The sequence below is a fragment of the Treponema sp. OMZ 790 genome (assembly GCF_024181285.1).
Lineage (GTDB): Bacteria > Spirochaetota > Spirochaetia > Treponematales > Treponemataceae > Treponema_B.
Window position 1 is genome coordinate 402,874 of record NZ_CP051201.1, and the last position, 22,296, is coordinate 425,169.

22 protein-coding genes are annotated in these 22,296 nt (G+C 37.7%); 10 read left to right on the forward strand and 12 right to left on the reverse strand.

Features of this window, described 5'->3' with window-relative positions:
• Positions 1–80: 80 nt before the first annotated feature.
• The 4 genes from E4O01_RS01915 to E4O01_RS01930 form a co-directional block, all read right to left on the reverse strand.
• Positions 81–974 (reverse strand): 4Fe-4S binding protein, encoded by an 894-nt coding sequence (locus E4O01_RS01915; RefSeq protein ID WP_253693785.1) that lies wholly within the window; start codon positions 972–974, stop codon positions 81–83.
• The gene (locus tag E4O01_RS01920) at positions 967–1,104 is read right to left on the reverse strand and encodes a CD1871A family CXXC motif-containing protein (protein WP_253693789.1); all 138 of its coding nucleotides are present in this window, start codon (positions 1,102–1,104) and stop codon (positions 967–969) included. Before E4O01_RS01920 ends, E4O01_RS01915 begins: the two co-directional genes overlap by 8 nt.
• Positions 1,105–2,202, reverse strand: coding sequence for a TlpA disulfide reductase family protein (locus E4O01_RS01925; RefSeq protein WP_253693792.1), 1,098 nt, complete (start codon positions 2,200–2,202; stop codon positions 1,105–1,107).
• Positions 2,203–2,303: 101 nt separating this feature from the next.
• The gene (locus E4O01_RS01930) at positions 2,304–2,948 is read right to left on the reverse strand and encodes a GntR family transcriptional regulator (protein ID WP_253693794.1); all 645 of its coding nucleotides are present in this window, start codon (positions 2,946–2,948) and stop codon (positions 2,304–2,306) included.
• A 274-nt stretch (positions 2,949–3,222) separates the two neighbouring features.
• Between E4O01_RS01930 and E4O01_RS01935 the strand changes: the two genes are divergently transcribed.
• Genes E4O01_RS01935 through E4O01_RS01970 form a run of 8 tightly spaced genes read left to right on the forward strand, consistent with a single transcriptional unit; the run spans position 3,223 to position 12,945 of the window.
• Positions 3,223–4,605, forward strand: a complete 1,383-nt coding sequence (locus E4O01_RS01935; RefSeq protein WP_253693797.1) for a Na+/H+ antiporter NhaC family protein — start codon at positions 3,223–3,225, stop codon at positions 4,603–4,605.
• Positions 4,606–4,613: 8 nt separating this feature from the next.
• Complete coding sequence (locus tag E4O01_RS01940) at positions 4,614–6,248, forward strand: amidohydrolase (protein WP_253693799.1); 1,635 nt, start codon at positions 4,614–4,616, stop codon at positions 6,246–6,248.
• Positions 6,245–8,197 (forward strand): M28 family peptidase, encoded by a 1,953-nt coding sequence (locus E4O01_RS01945; RefSeq protein WP_253693802.1) that lies wholly within the window; start codon positions 6,245–6,247, stop codon positions 8,195–8,197. Before E4O01_RS01940 ends, E4O01_RS01945 begins: the two co-directional genes overlap by 4 nt.
• Positions 8,198–8,219: 22 nt before the next feature.
• On the forward strand, positions 8,220–8,702 hold the full coding sequence (locus E4O01_RS01950) for an L-2-amino-thiazoline-4-carboxylic acid hydrolase (RefSeq protein WP_253693805.1): 483 nt from the start codon (positions 8,220–8,222) through the stop codon (positions 8,700–8,702).
• 9 nt (positions 8,703–8,711) lie between these two features.
• Entirely contained in the window at positions 8,712–9,719 is a 1,008-nt protein-coding gene (locus E4O01_RS01955) for a dihydroxyacetone kinase subunit DhaK (protein WP_253693807.1), read from the forward strand.
• A 9-nt stretch (positions 9,720–9,728) separates the two neighbouring features.
• A complete protein-coding gene (locus tag E4O01_RS01960) occupies positions 9,729–10,400 on the forward strand; it encodes a dihydroxyacetone kinase subunit L (RefSeq protein WP_253693809.1) in 672 nt (223 codons plus the stop codon).
• The gene (locus tag E4O01_RS01965; protein ID WP_253693812.1) at positions 10,363–11,373 is read left to right on the forward strand and encodes a uroporphyrinogen decarboxylase family protein; all 1,011 of its coding nucleotides are present in this window, start codon (positions 10,363–10,365) and stop codon (positions 11,371–11,373) included. The genes E4O01_RS01960 and E4O01_RS01965 overlap by 38 nt, the downstream gene beginning before the upstream one ends.
• 42 nt (positions 11,374–11,415) lie before the next feature.
• Positions 11,416–12,945 (forward strand): amidohydrolase, encoded by a 1,530-nt coding sequence (locus E4O01_RS01970; RefSeq protein ID WP_253693815.1) that lies wholly within the window; start codon positions 11,416–11,418, stop codon positions 12,943–12,945.
• A 7-nt stretch (positions 12,946–12,952) separates the two neighbouring features.
• Here E4O01_RS01970 and E4O01_RS01975 read toward each other — a convergent pair whose 3' ends face one another.
• The 3 genes from E4O01_RS01975 to E4O01_RS01985 all read right to left on the reverse strand — a co-directional run bounded on the left by E4O01_RS01975 (position 12,953) and on the right by E4O01_RS01985 (position 15,838).
• Entirely contained in the window at positions 12,953–13,831 is an 879-nt protein-coding gene (locus tag E4O01_RS01975) for a DUF2156 domain-containing protein (RefSeq protein ID WP_253693817.1), read from the reverse strand.
• Positions 13,832–13,914: 83 nt separating this feature from the next.
• Positions 13,915–14,898: a FecCD family ABC transporter permease gene (locus E4O01_RS01980; RefSeq protein WP_253693819.1), complete on the reverse strand. Its 984-nt coding sequence runs from the start codon at positions 14,896–14,898 to the stop codon at positions 13,915–13,917.
• 19 nt (positions 14,899–14,917) lie between these two features.
• Complete coding sequence (locus E4O01_RS01985; protein ID WP_253693822.1) at positions 14,918–15,838, reverse strand: ABC transporter substrate-binding protein; 921 nt, start codon at positions 15,836–15,838, stop codon at positions 14,918–14,920.
• Positions 15,839–15,950: 112 nt separating this feature from the next.
• On the opposite strand from E4O01_RS01985, the gene E4O01_RS01990 reads away from it, so the two are divergent.
• The gene (locus E4O01_RS01990; RefSeq protein WP_253693825.1) at positions 15,951–16,817 is read left to right on the forward strand and encodes an Rpn family recombination-promoting nuclease/putative transposase; all 867 of its coding nucleotides are present in this window, start codon (positions 15,951–15,953) and stop codon (positions 16,815–16,817) included.
• A gap of 124 nt (positions 16,818–16,941) precedes the next feature.
• On the opposite strand, the gene csrA is transcribed toward E4O01_RS01990, so the two are convergent.
• The 5 genes from csrA to E4O01_RS02015 all read right to left on the reverse strand — a co-directional run bounded on the left by csrA (position 16,942) and on the right by E4O01_RS02015 (position 21,492).
• The gene (csrA, locus tag E4O01_RS01995; RefSeq protein WP_253693828.1) at positions 16,942–17,169 is read right to left on the reverse strand and encodes a carbon storage regulator CsrA; all 228 of its coding nucleotides are present in this window, start codon (positions 17,167–17,169) and stop codon (positions 16,942–16,944) included.
• Positions 17,169–17,612, reverse strand: coding sequence for a flagellar assembly protein FliW (locus tag E4O01_RS02000; protein WP_253693830.1), 444 nt, complete (start codon positions 17,610–17,612; stop codon positions 17,169–17,171). Before E4O01_RS02000 ends, csrA begins: the two co-directional genes overlap by 1 nt.
• Positions 17,613–17,625: 13 nt before the next feature.
• A complete protein-coding gene (locus E4O01_RS02005; protein WP_253693833.1) occupies positions 17,626–18,873 on the reverse strand; it encodes a flagellar hook-associated protein 3 in 1,248 nt (415 codons plus the stop codon).
• 17 nt (positions 18,874–18,890) lie between these two features.
• Positions 18,891–20,762: a flagellar hook-associated protein FlgK gene (flgK, locus tag E4O01_RS02010; protein ID WP_253693836.1), complete on the reverse strand. Its 1,872-nt coding sequence runs from the start codon at positions 20,760–20,762 to the stop codon at positions 18,891–18,893.
• 238 nt (positions 20,763–21,000) lie between these two features.
• Positions 21,001–21,492, reverse strand: coding sequence for a hypothetical protein (locus tag E4O01_RS02015; RefSeq protein ID WP_253693839.1), 492 nt, complete (start codon positions 21,490–21,492; stop codon positions 21,001–21,003).
• 127 nt (positions 21,493–21,619) lie between these two features.
• Between E4O01_RS02015 and E4O01_RS02020 the strand changes: the two genes are divergently transcribed.
• Positions 21,620–22,237, forward strand: a complete 618-nt coding sequence (locus E4O01_RS02020) for a hypothetical protein (RefSeq protein WP_253693841.1) — start codon at positions 21,620–21,622, stop codon at positions 22,235–22,237.
• Positions 22,238–22,296: the final 59 nt, after the last annotated feature.

Here is a 22,296-nt window from a genome sequence, read left to right on the forward strand (position 1 = left end):
TAAAGTAGTTTTAAATTTGTCATTCAAAAATATACTTAGACTTTATCGAATAATCAAGGCATTTGTGAAAATTTATTATTTTATTTTGCGTTTAAGGCTGTATTTGCTGTCTTTTCCGTGAAAAGAAAACTGTGTTCTATGGCTTTTACGGGACAGGCCTTTATACATTCTCCGCATCTTATACATTCAGGGCTGTTTGGGGTTGTATATGTCGGAATGTCAAGCTTACAGGTTTTTTCGCATTTTTTGCATTTTATGCATTTATCGTTTATTTTTAGGCGGTATAGACTTATAGGATTGAAGATACCTAAAAAGGCTCCTAGAGGGCATAAATAACGGCAAAAGGGGCGGTAAAATATCATTGAAAGCATTGTAATGATTGCTAAAATCGTGAATTTCAAGCCGAATAGAGCTCCCAAGGAGGAGGTAAGGGCTTGATTTACCGATATAAGCGGAATCGCTCCAAATAGAATACCTGAGGGACAAATATACTTACAAAAATACGGATCGCTTAAGCCGAATTTGTCTTGCATGGCAAAAGGGAGTACAAAAACAAAAAAGGCAAGTATAAAATATTTTAGATACTTTAAAATTTTATTTATTTTTTGAGGTACTTTAATTTTTTTTAATGGGATTTTATCCAAGAGGTCTTGGAAAAATCCGAAAGGGCAAATATAGCCGCAAAAAAATCTTCCTGCGGCTATTGCGAATAGCGACAATAGACCTACTACATAAAAAGCAAAGCTAAATTTATTGCTTCCAATGGTCGCCTGTATTGAGCCTATAGGACATCCAAACAAAGCTCCCGGGCATGAATAACAATTTAAAACCGGCATACATACCTTTTTCATGGGGCCTTTATAAATTTGACCCTTTAAAAATCCTATGAGATTTCCGTTTACTGCCAACATGCCTAAAGCTTGAATTGCATGACGCTTTTTGTTCAGTGTTTTTTGTTTTTTTTGGTTAGCCAATTCCTATACACTCCGTACAAATGTTTATAGCCTTTTTTAAAACTACCGCTACTTCGCCGCGGTATATTCCCATGATAGTAAGGCTTAATGCCAAAATCATAATAAGTATTGCCGCTATTTTCTTTTTCATTTATTTTCCTACAGCTTTTAAAGCTTTTTCCATGGCTTCGGTAAATTCTGCAAGATCCCGGCTTCCGACTATAATATCATTAACGGATGAGGCTATGATATTACCTTTTTTGTCTACAAATATGGTTGTAGGCCAAGCAGCAAGATTATTTCGTAAAGTTTTGAATGTGTCATTGTATTGAACTACAGTGTACTTACATCCGGCTTTAGAAGTTAATTCTTTAGCTTTAGCAAGAGCGTCTTGTTCTTGAGGGCTTACATCTCCCGTAAGACCGATTATATTGCATCCTTTATCCTTAAATGCTTCATAAAGTTTAGCGATTTCGGGTAATTCTGCCCTACAAGGCGGACACCAAGTTGCCCAAATGTTTATCATCGTAACATCGTATTTTGAAAGGATGCTGCTTGTTACTTTTTTACCTTCAAGGTCAATGGTATTAAAGGTTAAGCCTTTTACGCTTTTTATCATACCGGATTCAGCAGAAATAGGATCCGTACAATGAATTGTGGGAATTATGGGTTTAACCTGCGAAATCATTTCTTTATAAATTTTAGCTGACTTTTCGCTTAAACCGTCGGCATTAAAATCGGCAATAGCTAGAATTTGAGTAAAATCTTTTGTCTCTCTGATTACTTCATTATTGGGAAGTCCCGTAAGCTCGGCGAGAGTTTTTTTGCCTATTAAGGGTGTACGCAAAACAACGAGCTTATAAATAGGTTTAAGGTTTGGGTCTACTTCCTTGGTTATTCTTTCGATTTTTTGCTCTCTGCTTAATTTTTTGTCGTTTACGATTGCATCATATTTTTCATTCAGCTCATCAGAAGTAAATTCATACAAATAAACCTTGTATATAACCTCATCCGTCTTTTTGTCTTCTTCGCCGACACTGCTGTCTGCATTAACATTGTCTCCGTAGGTGTCAAAGAATGCAGGACGGTGCAGTTTAAATCCGATATGTTTAAAATAGCGCCAACCCGCCTCTTTTTCTTTTTCTGTAGGTTCTTTAATTCCAATTTCTTTAGAACCTCCTGCATAAGCTGCCGATGCAACAAGCAAGAATACAACAGCTGCCGTAAAAATTTTGTAAAATTTCTTCATGCAAATCCTCCTCTAATTGAAATGCTTCTTTAAGTATATATGTTTAGCTGTAAATTTGCAAGTGGAATATTGGGTTTTGTAGTGGTAAATATATCATAATTTTATCTTTTAAATCCGCCTATATCTAAGCTCAAGTATTTTAGAGCTTTTGCCTTATCGTTATCTTTTATGGCATAAATTATGTTCTCATGGTGAGAGCTAAAAGTCTTTTTTGTTATTTCTTCCCATTTTCCCCTATAGTTTTGAATAAAAAATCGGGTCATTTTTTTCATTGTATGCTCCAAACTGAATAAAGCATGAGAATTATTATGTAGTTTGAATAAGCCTATATGAAATACGGAGTTATTTTGCCACTCACTTACAGCATTTGTGTTGCTCAATTTTCTAGTATGGTCCAGTAAATGGTTTAATATGGCATGATCACAGGCAGCTACATCTTTCCAGTTTTTTTCCAAAAAACCGCATTCCAGCACTAATCGATAATTTAACATTTCTATTAAATCTTCTTTTTTGAGAGTTATCAGCTCATATCCATATCTTGGGATACTCTTAAAGACATTTTCACTGCAAAGTTCTATCAAAGCATCTCTTATTGGGGCTCTGCTTATTTTTAGATATTTCTCTAGGTCAGATAGATTAATAATATCTCCCGGAGTGATTGTATTTTCCATGACTAAATCATAAATTTTTACATAAGCATTTTGCTTTAATGATGTTTTCATTGTTTTTAACTTATCGTTTATCATATTTTACCTTAAGTGAACTAATTTAGAGGTTTTAATTATTACCGCCGATTAGTATATCATATTTTGCCCAATAAAGGCAATTATCACAATAATCATTTGTAAATATATTTTTGAATATTCATAGTCAGTAGAAATAAAATTTTAACTTATTATTTTTTAAAATTTAAAAAAAATAAAAAAAATAAAATATTTTGCTTGACAGTTTTTAAATTCGTATGATATATTGGTAATATATTAGTGGTATTTTATAAACATAATTAGAGGAGGCTGTTTTATGGAAACTATGAATTTAGGGTTTATTTCATTAATCCCCACAATTGTGATGTTTGTATTTGTTTTTTGGACTAAGAGGATGATTCTGTCGTTTACGGCAGCAACTCTTGTGGGTGCGGTTCTGATTGGAGGTTTGAATTTTCCATCAGTGTGGTTGGATCAACTTCAGGCTGCATGGGCCGCCGGAACATGCGGATACCTAATTATAATGCTTTCACTATTCGGTATATTAATCAAGCTTTTGGATGTATCCGGTTATGCTCTTGAATTTGCAAATTGGTTAGGAAAATATGCAAACACCCGCAAGAAAGCTATGATTATCACTTTTATTCTTGGATGGTTGATATTTGTCGATGATTATTTAAATAATATGGCTGTATCGACCGCAATGAAAAAAATTTGTGATAAACATCGAATCCCGCGTACTTTATTCGGTTTTTTGGTAAACTGTACGGCGGCTCCGGTTTGTGTTTTGATTCCTGTTTCGACTTGGGCTGTTTTTTATGCCGGTTTATTTGAGGAGAACGGTGTGACGGTAAATGGTACCGGATTAGGTGCTTATATTTCCGGCATGCCGTTTTTATTTTATCCTGTCCTACTGTTATTAATTTGTTTTTTAATAATAATCGGTGTTTTCCCTTTAATCGGTATTACAAAGAAAGATAATGAATTAGCCATGAAAACAGGCATAGTTTGTTCAAAAGAAGAAAATCTTGAAGGTAAAGAATTATATGCAGATGATTCCACCGGTTCTGATACTATGATCAAAAATAATCCTTTAAAATTTTTCTTTACTATGGTCGTTATCGTTACCGTAACATTGATAACTCAAAATGTTATGGTTGCCTGTATGGGAGCTATTGCAACTGTTGTTGTGATAATACTTATTGAAAAAAAATTACAACTTACAGAAATTTTTACCAACGCTTTTGAAGGTATAGCGAGTATGCTGATGGTTGATGTTACGATTGCGCTTGCTTTAACTCTTGTTGAAATAAATAAAGTTACAGGTATGACCGGTTATGTTATAGATGTTCTTACACCTCTTTTAAACGGATCAATATTTGCTGCAATCGTCTTTGCATTTTGCGGGGCCTATGTATTTTTTGCCGGAGGTTTCTGGGATGGTTCCATGATTTTTGCTCCTATTGTAGTTCCTATTGCTGTAGCATTGGGTGTTAATCCTATTCTGTCTTGTATGGCATTGGTTTGTGCTGCCACCCTTGGAAGTACGACCTTTGTCGCGGGCGATGCTATTATGATTACTTCCGGTGCTATTGAAATAAAACCGTATTATCAAATGCTGGGAACTTTTCCATATGCTTTGATAAGTTATATTTTGACGACTATCTGTTTTGTGATTGCCGGATTTATTATTGGGTAGCAGGGAATATGAGTATCGCAGATAAAATTTTTTTAAGTAATGCCGTATTTACCGGAGACGGTAAGTTACCGTTTCCGGGCGGAGTTGCCATAAAAGAAAATAAAATTCTTGCTGTAGGAAATAGGACTGATATTCTTTCTTATTGCGGAGCTGACACAAAAAAATATGAGTTTGGTGATTGTCTCATAATGCCCGGTATCTGCGATGCTCATGGTCATTATTCCATGGGCGCTTTATATGACAGTAAGTATTTTATCAATGATATATTGTATTCTCATTCAGAACAAGAATGTGTGGCCATGATAAAATCTTTTGCAGATGCTCATCCTGAATATGACAGCATCATCGGCCAAGGTTGGTTTCCTGCAAATTGGAATGATGCCGAATTGCCTACAAAAATGTCATTGGACGAAATTGTTCCTGAGCGTCCTGTATATCTTGCATCCGCCGATGCTCATACAGGCTGGTTGAATAGTAAGGCTTTGGATGAATTGGGTATAGACAGAAATGATTTGGAATATGGCAAAAATATTGTACTTTTACCTAATGGAGAACCCAGCGGAATTTTGAGAGAGAGTGCATGGTTTCGTTTGGCTTCAAGTAAAACTTTTGTACCTGCGGATTCAATCAGTGAAGAAGTTAATAGAGATTTGATGCATAGACTTGCAAGAGTAGGTATCACAACTTTCTGTGATGTATCAGGAATTTTACCTGGTGTAAAATATGATACTTTGGAAGATATGGATAAAGCTGATGAATTAATTGTAAGGATAAATTTGAACCCATCCATTGGGCTTGATATGGGGCAGCAGGAAATCAATGCACTTAGAAAAAAGTATAACTCGGATAAACTTAGAGTTACCGGCTTGAAAGGAGTTATAGACGGTGTAACTTCTACATATACAGGATATTTGCTTGAGCCTTATTCTGATAGACCTGGTACTAGAGGATTTATAAACGATACGGAAACCTATTATGAACAATGTATTATTAATGCAAATAAATACGGTTTGGGTGTGAGACTTCATTGTATTGCCGACGGGTCTGTAAGATTTGCTTTGGATTGTTTTGAAAAATCCAATAGAATAAATAATAACAGTCGTATTCGTAATTCGATAGAACATATCGAGAATATACATCCTGACGATATTGCAAGGTTTCAGCAGTTAGGTGTTACGGCTTCAATGCAGCCTCGCCATCTTGCTCTTGATGCAAATGAAAAGATTGTACGTCTGGGTAAAGAAAGATGCAAATGGGAATGGCCGTGCCGATCTATTTTGGAATCCGGAGGTATAATTGCCTTGGGCACTGATTATCCTGTTGTTGATTTTAATCCTTTTGAAACTATATATTACGCAGTTACACGGCATGGATATGATAGAAAACCCACTGGTATTAATCCTTCGGAAAAATTAACAATGTCACAGACCTTAAGGGCTTATACTTTTGGAGGTGCTTATGTTTCAAATCGTGAAAATGAATTAGGTACGTTAGAAGCGGGAAAATTGGCTGACATCATAATACTTGATCAGAATCTTTTCTGTATTGATGAAGAGAAGATACCTGATACAAAGGTACTTATGAATGTATTTGACGGAAATATTATTTATGAAGAAAAAAAATTTAGTAGGAGGAGAATATGATTGCAGAATTCAGTAAACATTTGGATTTAAACTATACACTTGGTTTAATGGAAAAACTTATATCGTTTAAGAGTAATCCTGATTTAGGATATCGCACATCAGGTTCTACAGCAGAAATAGCAGCCGGGGATTTTCTTCATGAAGAAATGAAACGAATAGGTTTGAAAAATGTGCACAAAGAAGCTGTTGTTGTAGATAATTTTGAATTTAAACGTGCTGATATTTCATATAAAATGGCAAATGGAATTACACGAAAATTTTTGATGTCAAGTTTTCAAGCCAGGTGCTTAGCTGAGAACGAAAAGATTAAAATTGTTTATGTTAATAAGGGCAGGGATATCGATTATGAAAATATCGATGTTGAAGGTAAATACGTTCTAATCGATATCAATATGGTGGATGATTGGTGGGTTAACTGGCCGATCACTCAAGCTAAAGTAAATAAAGCAAAAGGCGTTATTGTAGTTCAAATAGGAGGTTATTGTTCGTGGTCGAAAGATACATTGGGTGTACAAGATATTTCTACGACCTGTGACCTTCCTGCATTTTCAATGACTGTCCGTGAAGCTGAACTTCTTAAAGAACAGTTAAAACTTCAAGGAGGAGAAATAGAGGCAATCTTGAATGCAGATGTGAATGTAGTAAACAATGGAATTACAAACTGCATAATAGGTGAAATTCCGGGAAAAATTGATGAAGTAATATATCTTATTGGCCATTATGATGCTTATTTTACCGCTTTTGCAGATAATTCCTCCGGTATCGGCTGTATAATGGGTATATGCAAAGCTCTAGTTGAAGATGGATATACACCGGATAGAACTTTACGCATTTGTCTACACGGGGCGGAAGAATGGGGAATTGAAGGAACTCGTTATGACTGGGCTCGAGGTGCAACAATGCTTGTACATAAACATCCCGAGTGGGGTGACAACGGATTTTTGCTGGTAAATTTAGATGGAAATTTAATCAATGGAACGGCCTCTGCTGTTAAGGTAAGAACATCATATGAAATGGTCGAAGGCATTGAAAAGCTGGGTAAAAACATTGAAGGTAATGTATATCCTTTCGGTACTTATAGTCCGATGTGGACATGGACTGAAAGTTATATGTATGCATGTCTTGGAATCCCGACTATAGAAAGTTTTTATGAAGGAGTTAATTTTTGGCCATCATATCATTCCAGTTCGGATCAAAAAGATGTAAATGATTATAGTGATGAAGTTTTTCTTTCTTCTCATATTTTGTATGGAACTATTTTACAGAAATTCGATAAACTGCCTGTGAGACCTTTGGATTTTACGGCTTTATTTGACAAAATGCTTGATGAAGTCGATGGAAAAATTATTGCTGATTCGAAATTATTATGTGAAAAAATTCTAAAAGCAAAAGAAACTGCCGTAGTTTTAAAGAAAAAAAATGATTCTTTCTCAAAAATAGATAGTGTAGCAAAAAAGTATAATAAAAAAGTAGGTAGAATTTTTTCTAAAATAGTTAACGAATTATTCGGAATTGATTGGTTCGAGCAATATAATTTTATTCATATACGTAATCAAAATAATATTCACTATTTGACTTCTGCCATCGAAAGCCTTAAAGTCGGTAACATAGAAAAAGCTATGGATGAAGATTTGAGAGGTGTCGATCTTTGTTGGTATGGTTATCATTTTGATAAACGTGTTTACGATATATTGGTTGACCAAGTTCTCGGAGAAGCTGCACCTTTTACATGGGCAAAAGGTAAAGTAACAACTATAGCCGATATGTGGAATATCGGAAGGGAACTTCAAAAATTACGAAATGAAGGCGCAACAAATTATACGGATGTTATTGCTAAGCTTGAAAAAGAGATTGAAACTCAAAAAAATGAATTGAAAGAAAAGTTTGCGGCTGAGATTAGTATTTTAGAAGAGCTTATCTGCATGATGAAAGATTGTATTGAAGATTAATTATTGTAAGGAGGAATTAGTCATGATAAAAAATAAAGCCGAATTTAAGAATCAGCATATTGAAGATATGCGAAATGCTTTTGAACATAGGGCAACATGGTTTTACTTGTTATATAAAGAAGCAAGAAAACGAGGGTTAACGGATGAATTTGCTAGATGCGCCATAAGAAAATGCGGTAATTTTCATGGAATGAATAAATTTACGCATTCTGATGATTTCGAGATATTTCACAAAGAATTTGTGAATGACAATGTCAAGCAAATTTTTCAAATGGAAGATAAGTGTGACGGAGAAAATTTGAGTGTAGACTTTCACTATTGTCCTTTGGTATCGGCATGGAAAAAGATAGGAGCATTTGATGAAGAGTTACCTATGTTATGCGATATTGCAATGGATGGCGATAGAGGAATATGTGAAACCTTAGGTTTTGATTTTAAACTCGGAAAAACAATTGCAAAAGGCGATTCAATATGTGAGATTAGAATAAAACAGAAAAAAGATTAAGGAGCTCCTATGAAAAAAATATTAAATAAACCTGAAGATTTTGTAGATGAGATGATTGAAGGAATTTTGCATGCTTATCCTAATAAGATAACTGCACTAAATGGGGACAAGAGGGTCATCGTAAACAAAACAAAAAAAGAAAACAAGGTCGGTATAGTTACTGCAGGCGGAAGCGGTCACTTACCTGTCTTTCTCGGTTATGTAGGAGATGGCATGCTGGATGGATGTGCTGTAGGAAATGTTTTTGCTTCTCCCTCCGCAAATAAAATGTATGAGATGATTAAAGCCTGTAACTTTGGTAAGGGAGTTTTATGCTTATACGGAAATTATGGAGGAGACAAGCTTAATTTTGAAATGGCTATGTCTATGGCCGAAATGGATGGTATAGAAGTAAAAGAAATAAGAGTAATGGATGATATTGCTTCTTCACCGCTTACGGCAAAGGATAAAAGGCGGGGTGTCGCCGGAATGGTGTTTGCTTATAAAATTGCCGGAGCCGCAGCACAAAACGGCTATGACCTTGAAAAACTTATTTCGGTTACCGAAAGAGCTCTTGATAACATGCGTACAATGGGAATAGCTTTATCTCCATGTATAGTACCTGAAGTAGGTAAGCCTACATTTTCGATCAATGAAGATGAGATGGAAATAGGAATGGGCATTCATGGGGAAGTAGGTATAGAAGTTTCAAAGATAAAAACTTCAGCCGAGGTTGCAAAAATGATTTTTGACAAAATTGCAACAGAGCTTTCTTTTTCGGGCGGTGATGAGCTTGCCGTAATGATTAACGGTCTCGGTGCTACCCCGCTTGAAGAGTTGTTTATTATCTATCGGGATTTATTTAATATTTTAGACGGATTGGGGGTAAAAGTAGTGAGCCCTCACATAGGAGAATTTGCAACTTCCATGGAGATGGCAGGGCTTTCAATTACGATTATGAAATTGGATAATGAGTTAAAGACCTTACTTTTCCATGATGCAAATACTCCCTTTTATACTAATGCCAATAAAAAGTAGGAAGCCGACATGATTACAAAAAATATAATTCTGAATGTATTATCTGAAATAGCAAAAACTATGGAAGATGAAAAAGATTACCTCATTGAGCTTGACCAGCAAAACGGTGATGGTGATTTGGGGATATCCATGAGTGCCGGATTCAACGCTGCACTTAATGCTTTTAAAGACGATTCCGGAGAAGATATCGGTCTTGGTATTCTCAAAGCTGCGATGACTTTTAACGAAAAAGCTCCTTCAAGCTTAGGTACCATATTATCATTCGGATTAATGGCTATGGGAAAAACTTTTAAAGGAAAAAAGGTGCTGACTTCGGAAGAGTTTGTCTCGGGTTTTTCTAAATTTAACGAAGAGATTATGAACAAGGGAGGGGCTAAGCCCGGAGAAAAAACTATTGTCGATACTCTTGTTCCTACCGAAAAATATATTCGTGAAAATGTAGGAAAAATTTCAAATACGGATCTTATAAAGAGCGCGGAGCAGATTGCAAAAGAAAGTTCAGATGCAACTCGTAATATGAAGTCGGTACATGGACGAGCCGCTTATTATGCAGAAAAAAGCATCGGTGTTCTTGACGGCGGTTCTTATGCCGGATATTTGATATTCAAAGCATTAAATAATTTTATGATAGATGGAGGAAAAAATGAAAGAAAAAAGAAAATTGATTTTGGATGCTTTTAGCAACAAAGAGGTTCACAGGGTTCCTGTTGGTTTTTGGTGGCATTTTGCTGATGAGTACAGGCAGTTTCGCGGTTTGTTGGATGACGGGATTATTCAAGCAACAATTGACGGTACAAAAAAAATGTATGACGATTTAAAACCTGATATGGTAAAAATAATGTCTGATGGTTTTTTCGGTCATCCGTCAATTATGGAAAATGATATTAACAATATTGCTGATGTTAAAAAGATCAAATCTATAGGAAATGCCTCTCCTTGGTATGATAAACAAATTGATATGGTTAATGAAATTTTAGATCACTTTGATGGAGAAGTTGCCGCATTTTATAATATTTTTGCTCCGTTAAACTATATCAGATTGTATACAGAGTGCTATAAAAAGCAACCTGATTTGTTTGTTAAACTTTTTTTTGAAGATGCTGATGCTGTGCTGAATGCTTCTTTAGCAATTGCAGATGATTTGATTGTTCTTGCCGATAAGCTTAAAAGCAAAACAAAACTTGACGGAATTTATTACAGTGTTCAAAGTGTTCAGTCGCAAGATGCAGATCTAAAATTCCATCAGAAATATGTTTTGCCTTCCGATAAAAAAGTTCTTGATAAAATAAACGCTCTTTGGGACAATAACATTCTTCATATCTGCGGTTATGCCGATTATACAAATAATTTATCTTTCTATAAAGATTATAAAGCTAAGGTTTATAACTGGGCTGTAAATACGGAAAAACTTTCTTTGGCAGAAGGAAAAAAATTCTTTGGAAATGCCTGTGTTTTGGGCGGCTTTGATAATAACAGAGGTACCCTTATTGATGTAGGCCCGGATATCGAGATTGAAAACTGCGTTGAGAAATTGATAAAAGAAGCCGGTACTACAGGCGTTATTATCGGCGCGGATTGCACTATTGCTCCAGAAATAGGACTAAAACGGCTCGGTGAGATCAGAAACTATGCAGAAAAGTATAGCAAAAAATAAAGTGTAGGAGTTATTTATATAAATCCTAAAGGAGGGTATAAAATGAAAAAAATGTTTTTTGGCGGCACCATTTTGACCATGGAAAAACAAGAAGCTCAAGAAGCTGTTGTCTTTGAAAATGAGAAAATTTTATTTGTAGGTACTGAAAGTGAAGCAAAAAAAAACTACAGCGATGCTGAACTAATAGATCTTAAAGGAAAAACTCTTTTACCCGGTTTTATTGATTCTCATTGCCATATGAGTTTTTCGGGAGAAATGATGACTCTCCCAACGGTTTTTGAAGCTGGCTCTGTTGAATGTGTTTTAAAAAAACTTAAAGATGAGGCCTCTAAATTACCGAAAGGCGATGTTCTATTTGTTAATGGATATGGGGGTACACCTATTAAAGAAGATCGTCTTTTAACATTGAAAGAAATGGATGGAGCTGTTCCCGAAAATCCTTTATTTCTCCGTACTGCAGGAACTCACGGTACATTGGTAAATTCCAAAGGCTTGGAACTGGTTACTAAAGAAGCCGAAAAAAATAATCTTATTATTAGTGACCAGGATAAAAAAGAAGGATTTTTGCGCAATGAGGCAAATTTGTTTGCTTTTTCAATTGCGCCTAAATGGATGTCGGCTGAACAAAAGAAAAAAGCCAGAGCTAAGATGATTCATGAATGTGTCAGTAACGGAATAACTGCTGTTCATACACTTGAAGGATGGAGCGCTGTAGATGATCCTGCTGTAGATTCTCTTTTGAAGGATAAGGATGAAATACCGTTTCATCTTAGAATTTATTACCAAACGACTAATGTTAATGAAGTAGTAAAACGGGGATTAAAGCAAATTGGAGGCTGTTTTAATTGTATTCTGGATGGTGATGTAGAACCCGGAACTGCTGCTTTTAGGGAACCTTACACCAATAATCCAAAAAATTACGGAAATCTTTATTTTACACAAGAGCGTTTGGAAAACTTTTTTAGAGAGGCTCATAAAGCCGGTCTTCAAATTTGTATGCATGCTATCGGTGATGCAGCTATTGAGCAAGCATTAAAAGCATACAAAAAAGTCTTAAATGAATTCCCCAAAGAAAATCATCGTCACAGGGTTGAGCATTTTGAAGTGTCTTCGTATGATTTGATGGATTTAGCGAAAGATCTGAATGTTGTATTGAGTATGCAGCCCGTATTTGATTATTATTGGCCGTATGAAAATTATCTGCCGCATATTGGACCTGAGAGGGCTGCAATGAAATGTGCCTTGCGTCCGATTTTAGATCGCGGCATAAAGGTAGGAGGAGGTTCGGATTCTCCTGTAACTTCAATGAACCCTATGTTAGGTATTCATGCAGCTGTTAATCACAGTGTTCCTGCATCAAGAATCACTGTAGAAGAAGCTCTACGAATGGTAACGATTGATGCTGCATATATTGGTTTTGAGGAAAATGAACGCGGCAGCATAAAGGTAGGCAAAGAAGCAAGTTTTGTAATCGTATCGGATAACCCCATGAATTATCCGACTGAAAAACTCGATAAAATAGAAATATTGGAAACTATTTATAGCGGAAAAACCGTATGGAAAAAAGCATAATAAGCTGTTATCCTAACTTTTTTTGAGGTGTGCAATATTTTTTTACAAAACCGCAAGGCCGATAGGTCATTTTTGCTTGGCGCAGCCCCTCGTTACCTAGATCTTGTTCTCGGTTTATAAATTCTACTGTTTCAGGTAGCGCTCGTGCTGTTGCTCTATTTATAAACTGGTACACACCGCGGTATGTATCTATGGCTTTTTCAAAATGGACTAAAAACATTTTACCATTTGCAATATATTCGCCTAGAGACCATGCTGCGGGTTTACCATCAACATAAACAATCCATCCTTCCAGGTTTGTAAATGTAAGCATTTCCAGCGCACCAATACATTGATCATAATCCGAACCTTGGTTTTCGCCTCTGTTTGCATGCCATTCATCTAAAACAGCACAGGCATCGACTTTATTTTGTTCATTTAAAGGACGTACTTCCCAAGCATAAGCATTTTCAAACCCATTTGCAAAATTTCTTTTTTTATGTAATGCTTTTCCTGCAAGTAAGGCAAGGCTTTCTCTTGTGTATAAATAATCTTCATTGTCTCTATCTTCGTATGGTTCATAACCTAGTTTTGTTATATAATCTGAAAACTTATCATACAAAGTCTGACTTATATTTTTCCACCTGCCATAATTTTCAAGTAAAAAGCATAGTTCTTTCTCTTGAGGGATACCTCCCATAACAAGAAAAAATTTTCCTTTTGCATCGCAGCCTGTGACCACAAAGGTTGCGGATGGTAATCGGCTTATCTCATAACCGTATTTCAGACGGTGTAAATATAGACTAATAAATGTGAATTCGGAAATGCCATCCGATAAATTATTCAAAAGAGGATATAATTCTTTGTGCATAGAATCCGAAATAGGTAAGAAATTTGGAAAATTCAATATAATACTCATTTTTTAAATGTAATGCATTTTATTGAAAAAGTCAAAGCAATATATAAATTTTTTGTTTCCGGCTGGTATTCCTACTTCCTCCTTAAAAGATAGACAAAAAAAGGACCGCCGACCAGGGCCATCAGGGTTCCGACGGGTAGTTCGACGGGAGCCGCTATTGTGCGGGCGAAGGTGTCGGTGATGAGCAAAAATATCCCTCCGTTTAATATTGAAAGAGGTAAAAGATATTTGTAGTTGGGGCCTGTGATAAGCCGCACGATGTGGGGAATTACAAGGCCTACAAAGCTTATGACCCCGACAAGGGAGGTGGAAATAGCCGCCAAAAAAGAGGCCGTGAGCGAAATTAAAATTCGGCTCCTTGTGATGTTCAAACCTAAACTGCCTGCCTTTTCGTCTCCGAATAAGAGGAGGTTGGCGGGGCGTATGGCTGCAAGGGCGGCGGCAAGGCCTATGAGGGAGTAGGGCAAGATGAGCTTCACGTCATACATACTGCGCCCGGAAAGGTTTCCGCTAAGCCAGAGCATTATGCTTTGAATCTTGTCGCTGTTTAAGATTGTGATAAGGTAGCTTACTCCCGCAAAAAAAGCGTTGACTGCAACACCTGCCAAAATAAGTCGGACGGTTTTTACTCCGCCCTTCCATGCCAAGAGGTAAACCAAGACTGCCGCACCCATTGCTCCTATAAATGCAAAGAGGGGGGCTGCCGTAACAAATTGCGGAAAAATCAAGAGGGCCAGTAAGAGGCCTAACTTTGCTCCGCTCGAAATGCCTATTATCCCGGGGTCTGCCAAAGGATTTTGAATAACCGCTTGGAGAAGAGCTCCCGAAGCTGCAAGGTTGGCTCCGACTATGAGGGCTAAAATAATTCTTGGAATTCTTATGTCCCAAATAATTATTGCAAAATCGGAAGCTTCGTTAAAGAATATGATTTTTATAATCTCATGAACGGGAATCTTTGTGCTGCCGAAATAGATTGCGGCCAAAACGGATATTGCCAGAAGAACACAAGAAATAAAGAGAAAGATGAGCATTTTTCTTCGGCGTTCTTCCAGCATTTTTTTTACCTTTTAGAATTTAGTTTTCGGTTTCTCCGTAGATTATTTCTTTTAAATTCTCGACAGCATACATTATTTTGATGTTCCGTGAGACGGTATATAAATTACTGTCCAGGTCATAGATTTTATCTTCTTTTACGGCCTTTACCTTCTGCCAAATTTCGTTTTTGGCAAATTCGGCTCTGAGGCTTTCGGCTGTGTCTTCGGCCTTTGTGTGGGTTAATCTTATGATTACGTCGGGCTGATGTTTTACGATTTCTTCTATGTTTACGGGAACATAGGTTTTGTCGAAGTTTCCGATACCGTTTGCGATGTTGTGAATCTTCAAAACTTCCATTAGACTTCCGGTGTAGCAGTTTCTTGTTCCCATCATCAGTTTTTTGGGAGAACCTAAAAGCATCAATACCTTGGGGCTTTTTTTGCCGTTAACTGAGCGGCGTACTTCAAGGGTTTTAGCTTCGATGGTTTGAATTACATGCTCGGCTTCCTTTTGTTTTGAAGTCAGCTCTCCCAACTGTCTGATTGTGTTTAAACATGCCTCATAAGAATTTAAATCGATATATTCCGTTTTTATGTTTTGGTTTTGAAAGAGCTTATCCAATGTCGGTTTTGAACCCAGGGAGGCGAGATAAATTTCGGCATTCAGCCTTTTAACTACTTCAAGATCCGGCTGCATGGGTTTTCCGATTTTTTCGGTCTTTGCATAAAGCTCGGGCATAGGATGGCGGCTTGAAGGAACGCCTACAACGTTTTTATAACCGAGGTCGTCTAAAATTTCGACTATGGACATGGTGCCTGCAATAACACGAGGTCCTGCTTCAGCTGCGGTGCGGTCAGGTAAATCCTTTTTATCTTGTTCAAAAAAATCATTGATTTTTGAACAGCTTGCGATAAATAATGTTAAAGCAAAAATTAGTGTAAATAGTTTATTTGTCTTCATAGCCGGGTATTTTAATGGTATAGCCGAAAAAAATCAAGCCCGGCAGAAAAATGGTAATACCCTTACAAAACTTGCTGATCTATGATATAATACAACAGGTGAGGAAACGGCTATGAGTACGGCAAATAGAAAATACAAAGATTCGGTCTTTGTCGATTTGTTCAGCGAAGACGAAAAAGCCAAAGAAAACTTTTTGTCGCTATATAATGCCTTGCATGGTACAAAACTACAGCTTTCTTGTCCTGTAGAAAATATAAGGCTCGATAATGTCATGTACATGAGCATCATAAACGACGTTTCATGCCTTGTAGACGGTAAAATCATAGTGTTGGCTGAGCATAAATCCACAATCAACGAAAACATGCCTTTACGTTTTTTAGAGTACATAGCAAGGCTGTATGAAAAGCTTCAAAAACCAACAGACAAATATCTAAGAAAATTGTCAAAAATACCGACACCCGAATTTTATGTCTTTTACAATGGTGTTGAAAATTATCCTGAAACTACAACATTAAAGTTGTCGGATGCCTTTATTACAAGGCCCGTCCCCCTACCCTTGGAGCTGACGGTTCAGGTTTTAAACATCAATACGGATAAAGCAAATAAAGTTCTGGCTGCATGTAAACCGCTTGAAGAATACAGCCTCTTTGTAGAAGAGGTAAGAAAGCAAACACAACTCGATTCTGAAAACGGCTTTACCAATGCGGTAAAGACATGCATAGAAAAAGGAATCTTAAAAGAATACTTAATGAGAAAATCACGGGAGGTAATCAATATGTTAATAGCAGAATACGATTATGATACGGATATCGCAGTACAGCGTGCAGAAGAACGAGAAATAGCTTTCGCCGAGGGTGAAGAAAGCGGCTCTTATCAAACCAAACTTGAAACGGCAAGATTGATGAGATATGAAAATCTTGGCATTGAGCTGATTTCTAAGATTACGGGACTATCTAAAGAGGAAATAGACTCATTATAGAAATCAACATGCCGTTAATCAAATATGATTATGAAAATGGGGGAACGCAAAGGCGACCTTCTTACTAAAGATACCTTCAAAACCTTTGCGTCCTTGGCGAGCTTAGCGGTTAAGTTAAAATTTTCTATTTCTTTTTGAGATGAAGTTCAGGCAGATTCGGCTTGGCATCTTTAACCAAGGCTGCCTTGTTTTCGTTTTGAATTTCTTGGTAGATTTCTTCACGGAAAACCTTGACTGAAGCCGGAGCATCCACTCCGATTTTTACCTGATCGCCCCGAATGTCGATTATGGTGATTTCTATATCGTCGCCGATAAGTATTTTTTGATTTGTTTTACGGGAAAGTATGAGCATCAGTTCCTCCCCGCCGCGTTCAATTCGGCAAGAATATCGTGTTTGGTATTCCATTTTCCGTCATTTAAGACAGCCTGAAAAGCCTTTTTATTCTTTTTGTTTATGATGAGAGGGCCCTGCAAGTTTGCTGTGATGGGGCCTCCCGCAGGCGGAATTGTAACAAGGGCAAAAACCAAGAGGTCTTTGGGCGATTCTGCCTTTATCGGTTTTAATAATTCGTCGTCTATGTCCAGCTCATAATCGGGTCTGAATAAGAACGGATCAATAACGATAAAGGCTAAATTTTCATCATCAAGAGACTGCACCCAAAAGAAAGGCTCTTTTCCTGAATCCAACAGGGCATATTTATGAAATTCTTCAAATCCGTAAAATCCGTCAACCAATTCAATTATCTGTTCATCTTGAATTTCAACAAGCCCCATAGCTTTTGTCTTAATTTCCATCTTAAATTCCATCCTATCGTAAGTAGTTTAAAAGAGAATCTCTGTAAAGCCTTCCCAATACGCTTAAAGAAGCTTGATGAGTGTGTTCAAACATCTTTAAGTCGGTGATAGCCTTTGTAATGTCAAGGTCAGCTTCTCTGGATTCTGCTGCAGTTACATTTAAAGTCTGCGTGTCGATTCGGGCTAATATGACCTCAGCCCTTGCATACTTGGAACCTGTTTCGGCCATTCTTGTAGTAAGATTATGTATACCCTCATCGAGACTTCCCAAAATCTTTCCACCCAAGGCTTCTTGATCGCCCGAAAGAAAGGCATCGCGCACGGCAATTGCTGCATCAAAAATAGAGCCTCCTGAAACGCGTACCGAATTTGCCAAATTATAGGGAGGTCTTTGCTCGGCCTTTATCAAGCCCAGTTCCGATAAAACCGTGCTTCCTTCGGCATCTCTTAGCCAAAGCTGGCGTGCATCGGTGGTTGTTAAGTTTAAACCGCTTGTAATTGGGTCTAGACTTGCCTTTACGGCTGCTCCCGAATCGTTTATCTTTGAGATAATTGCATGAACATTGTCTCCTGCAATTAAAGGAATTTCAACCCCGTCAACCTCGATGCTTGTGTCTTCCTTTATGACAAAGTTGCTTGCATCAGTTTCCGAAATAAGAATTTGCTGTTCGGCCCAAAATACCCTGTTTCCGGCCTGATCTGCCCTCATAAAAGAAAGTTCATCGGTTTCAACTTCTTTTGAATCGACTGTGCCGTTATATCTAACCTGAGTTATAAGGGCTGAACCTGCTCCGTCCACATCCCCCATTACGGTTTCAAAGGGCTCGGTAAAGCTCTTGGTTCCCGAAAAAACTCTGACTCCGTCGGAATTGACGGCGTTTCCGTTTTGCACGAGTTCTTTTAAAAGTTCGTCGGCTTCGGCTGCCATGTCCTTCAAGTCGTCCGGAGTATAGGTTCCGTTTGCTCCCTGTACGGAAAGCTCCCTCAAACGGTGAATAACTTGTAGGGAGTTATTCATATAGGTTTCGGCCGACATATATTGATCGCGCAAGGTTTTTGTGTTTTTTTCGAACCTTTCGAGGCGGGCGAGGAAGGACTTGTACCTTACCGAGTGGCCTGCAGAAACAGGGTCGTCTCTAAGCTGGTTTATCCTTCGTTGAGACTGAATCTGATTGTTCAGATTGTGAAGCCTCGATTCCTGATTCCTCATCGAAAAATTGCTGTCCGTATGCTGAATATTTGTACTAATTCTTTTCATCATATTTTACTCCAAAAAGGCTAAACGCCCAACCTGTTTATAACGGTATCGATCATCTCGTTGATGACCGAAACAAACCTTGCAGATGCATTATATCCGTGCTGGAATTTGATAATATCCGATAGTTCTTCGTCTATGTTTACGCCCGACACGGAATCCCTCATATCGTGTAATTCCTTTACAATAGCTATCTGTGTATTTAAGGTCATTTCTGCCTGCTCGCCTTTTAGACCGATTTCGGTTACGGTGTCGGCAAAAAAGTCGTCAAAGGTGGCTGAGCGGCCTACCATAACAGGCGTATTTCTGATTGCGGCTATTGCAAGGGCTGCCCTATTGTCTCCCGGATAGGCGACACCTTCAGGGCCCTTATAACCTGCGGCTATATTTTGTATATCGCTTTTGATTACGGGGTTCATTTCCATCCAGCCTGAAGGATGGGCTATGGGAGAAACCGCATATTGGGCTCCGGCTAATACGTCAACAGCGTTTGTTCTTCCCCAGTCGTAGGCGCCTTCCGGCCCTGCCTGAGAAAGCACGCCCGAATAGCCTGCCAAAAATCTTCCCGAATCCTCGATATGTCTGATAACAAAGTCGGGGTTTTCCTTGTCGAGGCTGGTCATTCCCTTTAAAACCAGTTTATTGTTTTGATCGAGGTAGGCCGCTACCTCGGAACCGGATCTATTGATTCTTTCTACAAGGTCCGAAACCATGTCCGTCGAATAATAGGGAACCTGCACAAGGCCGTCTCCCGAAGAAAGGGTCAAAGTTCCTTCCAATCCTATTTGTTCTCGAGGATCAAGGATGTTTGTGCCCGTAATTCTAAAAATATAGGAAGAATCCTCTTCTCCGTCTCCGTTTCTGTCAAAGTTACCGAGGGTATTGTTTATAAAGTATTGCTCTTTAAAAAAGTCGATGCCTGTTTTTCCGTTGGGGCTCATGGCATTTCTGTGGACATCGTTTACCAGATCGACAAAGTTCATTGTCATGGTATCGAGTTTTCTGATTTCGTCCCGAATATCCACATCTCTCAGCTCAATCAAGGCTGCCAGTTTTCCCGATTCAAAATGAGCCAAGTTGCCTGAATCGGACCAAACCACATCAGCATATTTATCGTTTTCAAGCGAAGCCTTAAAGTCAAAGGTTCTGTGAGTTCTTCCCTGCACTATTTCCAAACCTGCGGTATGAATTACATAGGTTTCATCTTCATCCCTCTTATCTACGGAAATGTCTATGAGTGAGGCAAGTTTTTCGGTTAAAAGGTCTCTTTTATCCATTAAATCGTTGGGATTGTCTCCCATAGCCTTAACCTTAACTATCTCTTCGTTTAGTTTGGCTATACGGCCCGTTACGTCGTTTACCTGCTTTACGGTCGCTTCTATATCGCCGTGAACCATGTTCCTTATGCCCTGCAAGCCTCGGAACTGGTGATGAATGGCATCGGTTAAGGTTTCCGTTCGGGTACGCACAACCTGACGGGCAGCATCCGACTCAGGGTAGAGCGACAACTCCTGCCATGCTTCCCAAAATTGATCCATACGGCTTCTGACCGAAATATCTTCGGGTTCGTTATGAACTTGTTCTAAAAGTGCTATGTAGGAATTTCTTGTTTCCCAATAACCTAGGTCATCGGTAGTTCCGACTATTCTTTGGTCTAAAAGCTCATCCCGTAATCTGGTAATTGAACCTATGGTAACGCCCTGTCCTATTTGTCCCGGAGTTTCGGCTCTGGTTAAATCGGGTCTGTAAATGGGCTCAAAGGCTTCAAGATTTACTCTCTGCCTCGTATATCCCTTTGTTGAAGAATTCGAAATGTTATGGCCTGCCGTTTGAATCGACTGCCGGTGAGCAAACAAACTCCTTTTTCCTAATTCTATCGCATCAAATGTCGCCATCTATACCTCCATAAAAACTTTTTGCAGCAAATATCAGACCTTTGCAGTTCTGTTCTGCAAGGAAATTTTTCATCGTATCCGCTAAAGCGGATAGCGAATCAATTTGCGAAAAAAGTTTTTTCAAGCGGTTTGTTTACAAACCGCATATAATACTTACGATGTTTTGTGTTTTGCACAAAACTCGGTAGATAAACAGTGAGGCTGAATTTCTGCCGAACTGTTTATCGTACCTCCTTTTCTATAAGACCTCATTTAAAACGAGGCTTTTAATATCCGTATTAATGCGTTTTCCGGTACATGTATAACATTTCCCATTTCTGTCCTCCGAAATAATGTCGACTACTCCTTTGACCAGAGCTTGAGCATGTGAAACATAGTTGGAAAATACATCGTTTTCTATTTTAGAATAGAAAACTTTTTCTTTTAGTTTCTCATATAGAGAATCTATCTTCTTTTTATCTGATGAAGCAAACTGCTTTGTCTGCAAATGAAAGTCAAATTCTTGAAAATTTGACTCATCTGCATTTAAAAGACCGTATAATTTTTTATCCAAATTTAAAAATTTTACCGAAGCGTCATTTAGACAGTTTAAGTTCTTTTCGCTTTCCTGCCAGTTTCTGTCCAAAACGCCTTGATACATAGCCTTTTGCAATTTATAGATATTGTCTATCAAATCGATTTGTTCATGTAAAATGCTCTTTATGTCTGCTGCAATCGAATTTTTCTCCATAACAATCTACTCCTCAATCCCAGTATCGGCATATAAAAAAAAAGCATTAGAAATCTTTTTAATTGATTTTACAAAAGAAACAAAATTTGAGTTGACGTAAGATGAAAATAAATGTATTATTTATACCATGAAAAAGATTTTATATTTTTTAACTTTATGCTTTATTCCGGTCTTGTTGGGTTCATGTACTTCTATGCCCGAAAAAACGGCAGAACCGATGACCGTAACGGAAATACAAGAAGAAAAACCCATGACCGCTCAAAAACCTAAGATGACTGAAAATGAAATGCCTGCCGAAACGGAAAAACCCAAAATGGAACAGCCCAAGTCGGCAGATGAAGAGGTTGTTGCCCAATTTGAAGGCGTGTCAATTACCAAAAAAGATAAGGAAATAGCAAAATCCGAAATCGAAGAGGTTGTAAAAAAGCTAAACGATATAACGGCAAAAAAAGATTACGGCCGCTGGAGATACTGGCTTTCAAAAGAGTATATAAAAGAGTTTTCAAAGACTGAGGTTTTGAAAAAAACCAGCGAAGGGCTTCCGGCACATCTAAAAGGAAAACAATTAAAAAGCATAGAAGATTATTTTTACTATGTGTTTGTTCCTTCAAGGCAAAACGGAAGGGTTGACGATATCGTTTATATGACTCCGACAAAGGTTAGAGTTTTAAAAATTACGGCTAAACAAAATTTGATATTTTATAATCTTGAAAAAATAGGCGACAGGTGGCTTTTAGTGCCGTAAAGACTTAAAAATATCGCTAAAAACAAAAAAAGCGGCTTTTACTACTTGACTTTACAATG

Coding starts and splice junctions, on each gene's coding strand:
- csrA (WP_253693828.1), bottom strand. CDS start 17,169: ATGCTCATACTTTCCCGTAAAACAAATCAAAAAATACTTATCGGCGAC.
- E4O01_RS01935 (WP_253693797.1), top strand. CDS start 3,223: ATGGAAACTATGAATTTAGGGTTTATTTCATTAATCCCCACAATTGTG.
- E4O01_RS01990 (WP_253693825.1), top strand. CDS start 15,951: ATGAGTACGGCAAATAGAAAATACAAAGATTCGGTCTTTGTCGATTTG.
- E4O01_RS02020 (WP_253693841.1), top strand. CDS start 21,620: ATGAAAAAGATTTTATATTTTTTAACTTTATGCTTTATTCCGGTCTTG.
- E4O01_RS01950 (WP_253693805.1), top strand. CDS start 8,220: ATGATAAAAAATAAAGCCGAATTTAAGAATCAGCATATTGAAGATATG.
- E4O01_RS01970 (WP_253693815.1), top strand. CDS start 11,416: ATGAAAAAAATGTTTTTTGGCGGCACCATTTTGACCATGGAAAAACAA.
- E4O01_RS01925 (WP_253693792.1), bottom strand. CDS start 2,202: ATGAAGAAATTTTACAAAATTTTTACGGCAGCTGTTGTATTCTTGCTT.
- E4O01_RS02000 (WP_253693830.1), bottom strand. CDS start 17,612: ATGGAAATTAAGACAAAAGCTATGGGGCTTGTTGAAATTCAAGATGAA.
- E4O01_RS01985 (WP_253693822.1), bottom strand. CDS start 15,838: ATGAAGACAAATAAACTATTTACACTAATTTTTGCTTTAACATTATTT.
- E4O01_RS02005 (WP_253693833.1), bottom strand. CDS start 18,873: ATGATGAAAAGAATTAGTACAAATATTCAGCATACGGACAGCAATTTT.
- E4O01_RS01940 (WP_253693799.1), top strand. CDS start 4,614: ATGAGTATCGCAGATAAAATTTTTTTAAGTAATGCCGTATTTACCGGA.
- E4O01_RS01955 (WP_253693807.1), top strand. CDS start 8,712: ATGAAAAAAATATTAAATAAACCTGAAGATTTTGTAGATGAGATGATT.
- E4O01_RS01930 (WP_253693794.1), bottom strand. CDS start 2,948: ATGATAAACGATAAGTTAAAAACAATGAAAACATCATTAAAGCAAAAT.
- E4O01_RS01945 (WP_253693802.1), top strand. CDS start 6,245: ATGATTGCAGAATTCAGTAAACATTTGGATTTAAACTATACACTTGGT.
- E4O01_RS01920 (WP_253693789.1), bottom strand. CDS start 1,104: ATGAAAAAGAAAATAGCGGCAATACTTATTATGATTTTGGCATTAAGC.
- E4O01_RS01965 (WP_253693812.1), top strand. CDS start 10,363: ATGAAAGAAAAAAGAAAATTGATTTTGGATGCTTTTAGCAACAAAGAG.
- E4O01_RS01980 (WP_253693819.1), bottom strand. CDS start 14,898: ATGCTGGAAGAACGCCGAAGAAAAATGCTCATCTTTCTCTTTATTTCT.
- flgK (WP_253693836.1), bottom strand. CDS start 20,762: ATGGCGACATTTGATGCGATAGAATTAGGAAAAAGGAGTTTGTTTGCT.
- E4O01_RS02015 (WP_253693839.1), bottom strand. CDS start 21,492: ATGGAGAAAAATTCGATTGCAGCAGACATAAAGAGCATTTTACATGAA.
- E4O01_RS01960 (WP_253693809.1), top strand. CDS start 9,729: ATGATTACAAAAAATATAATTCTGAATGTATTATCTGAAATAGCAAAA.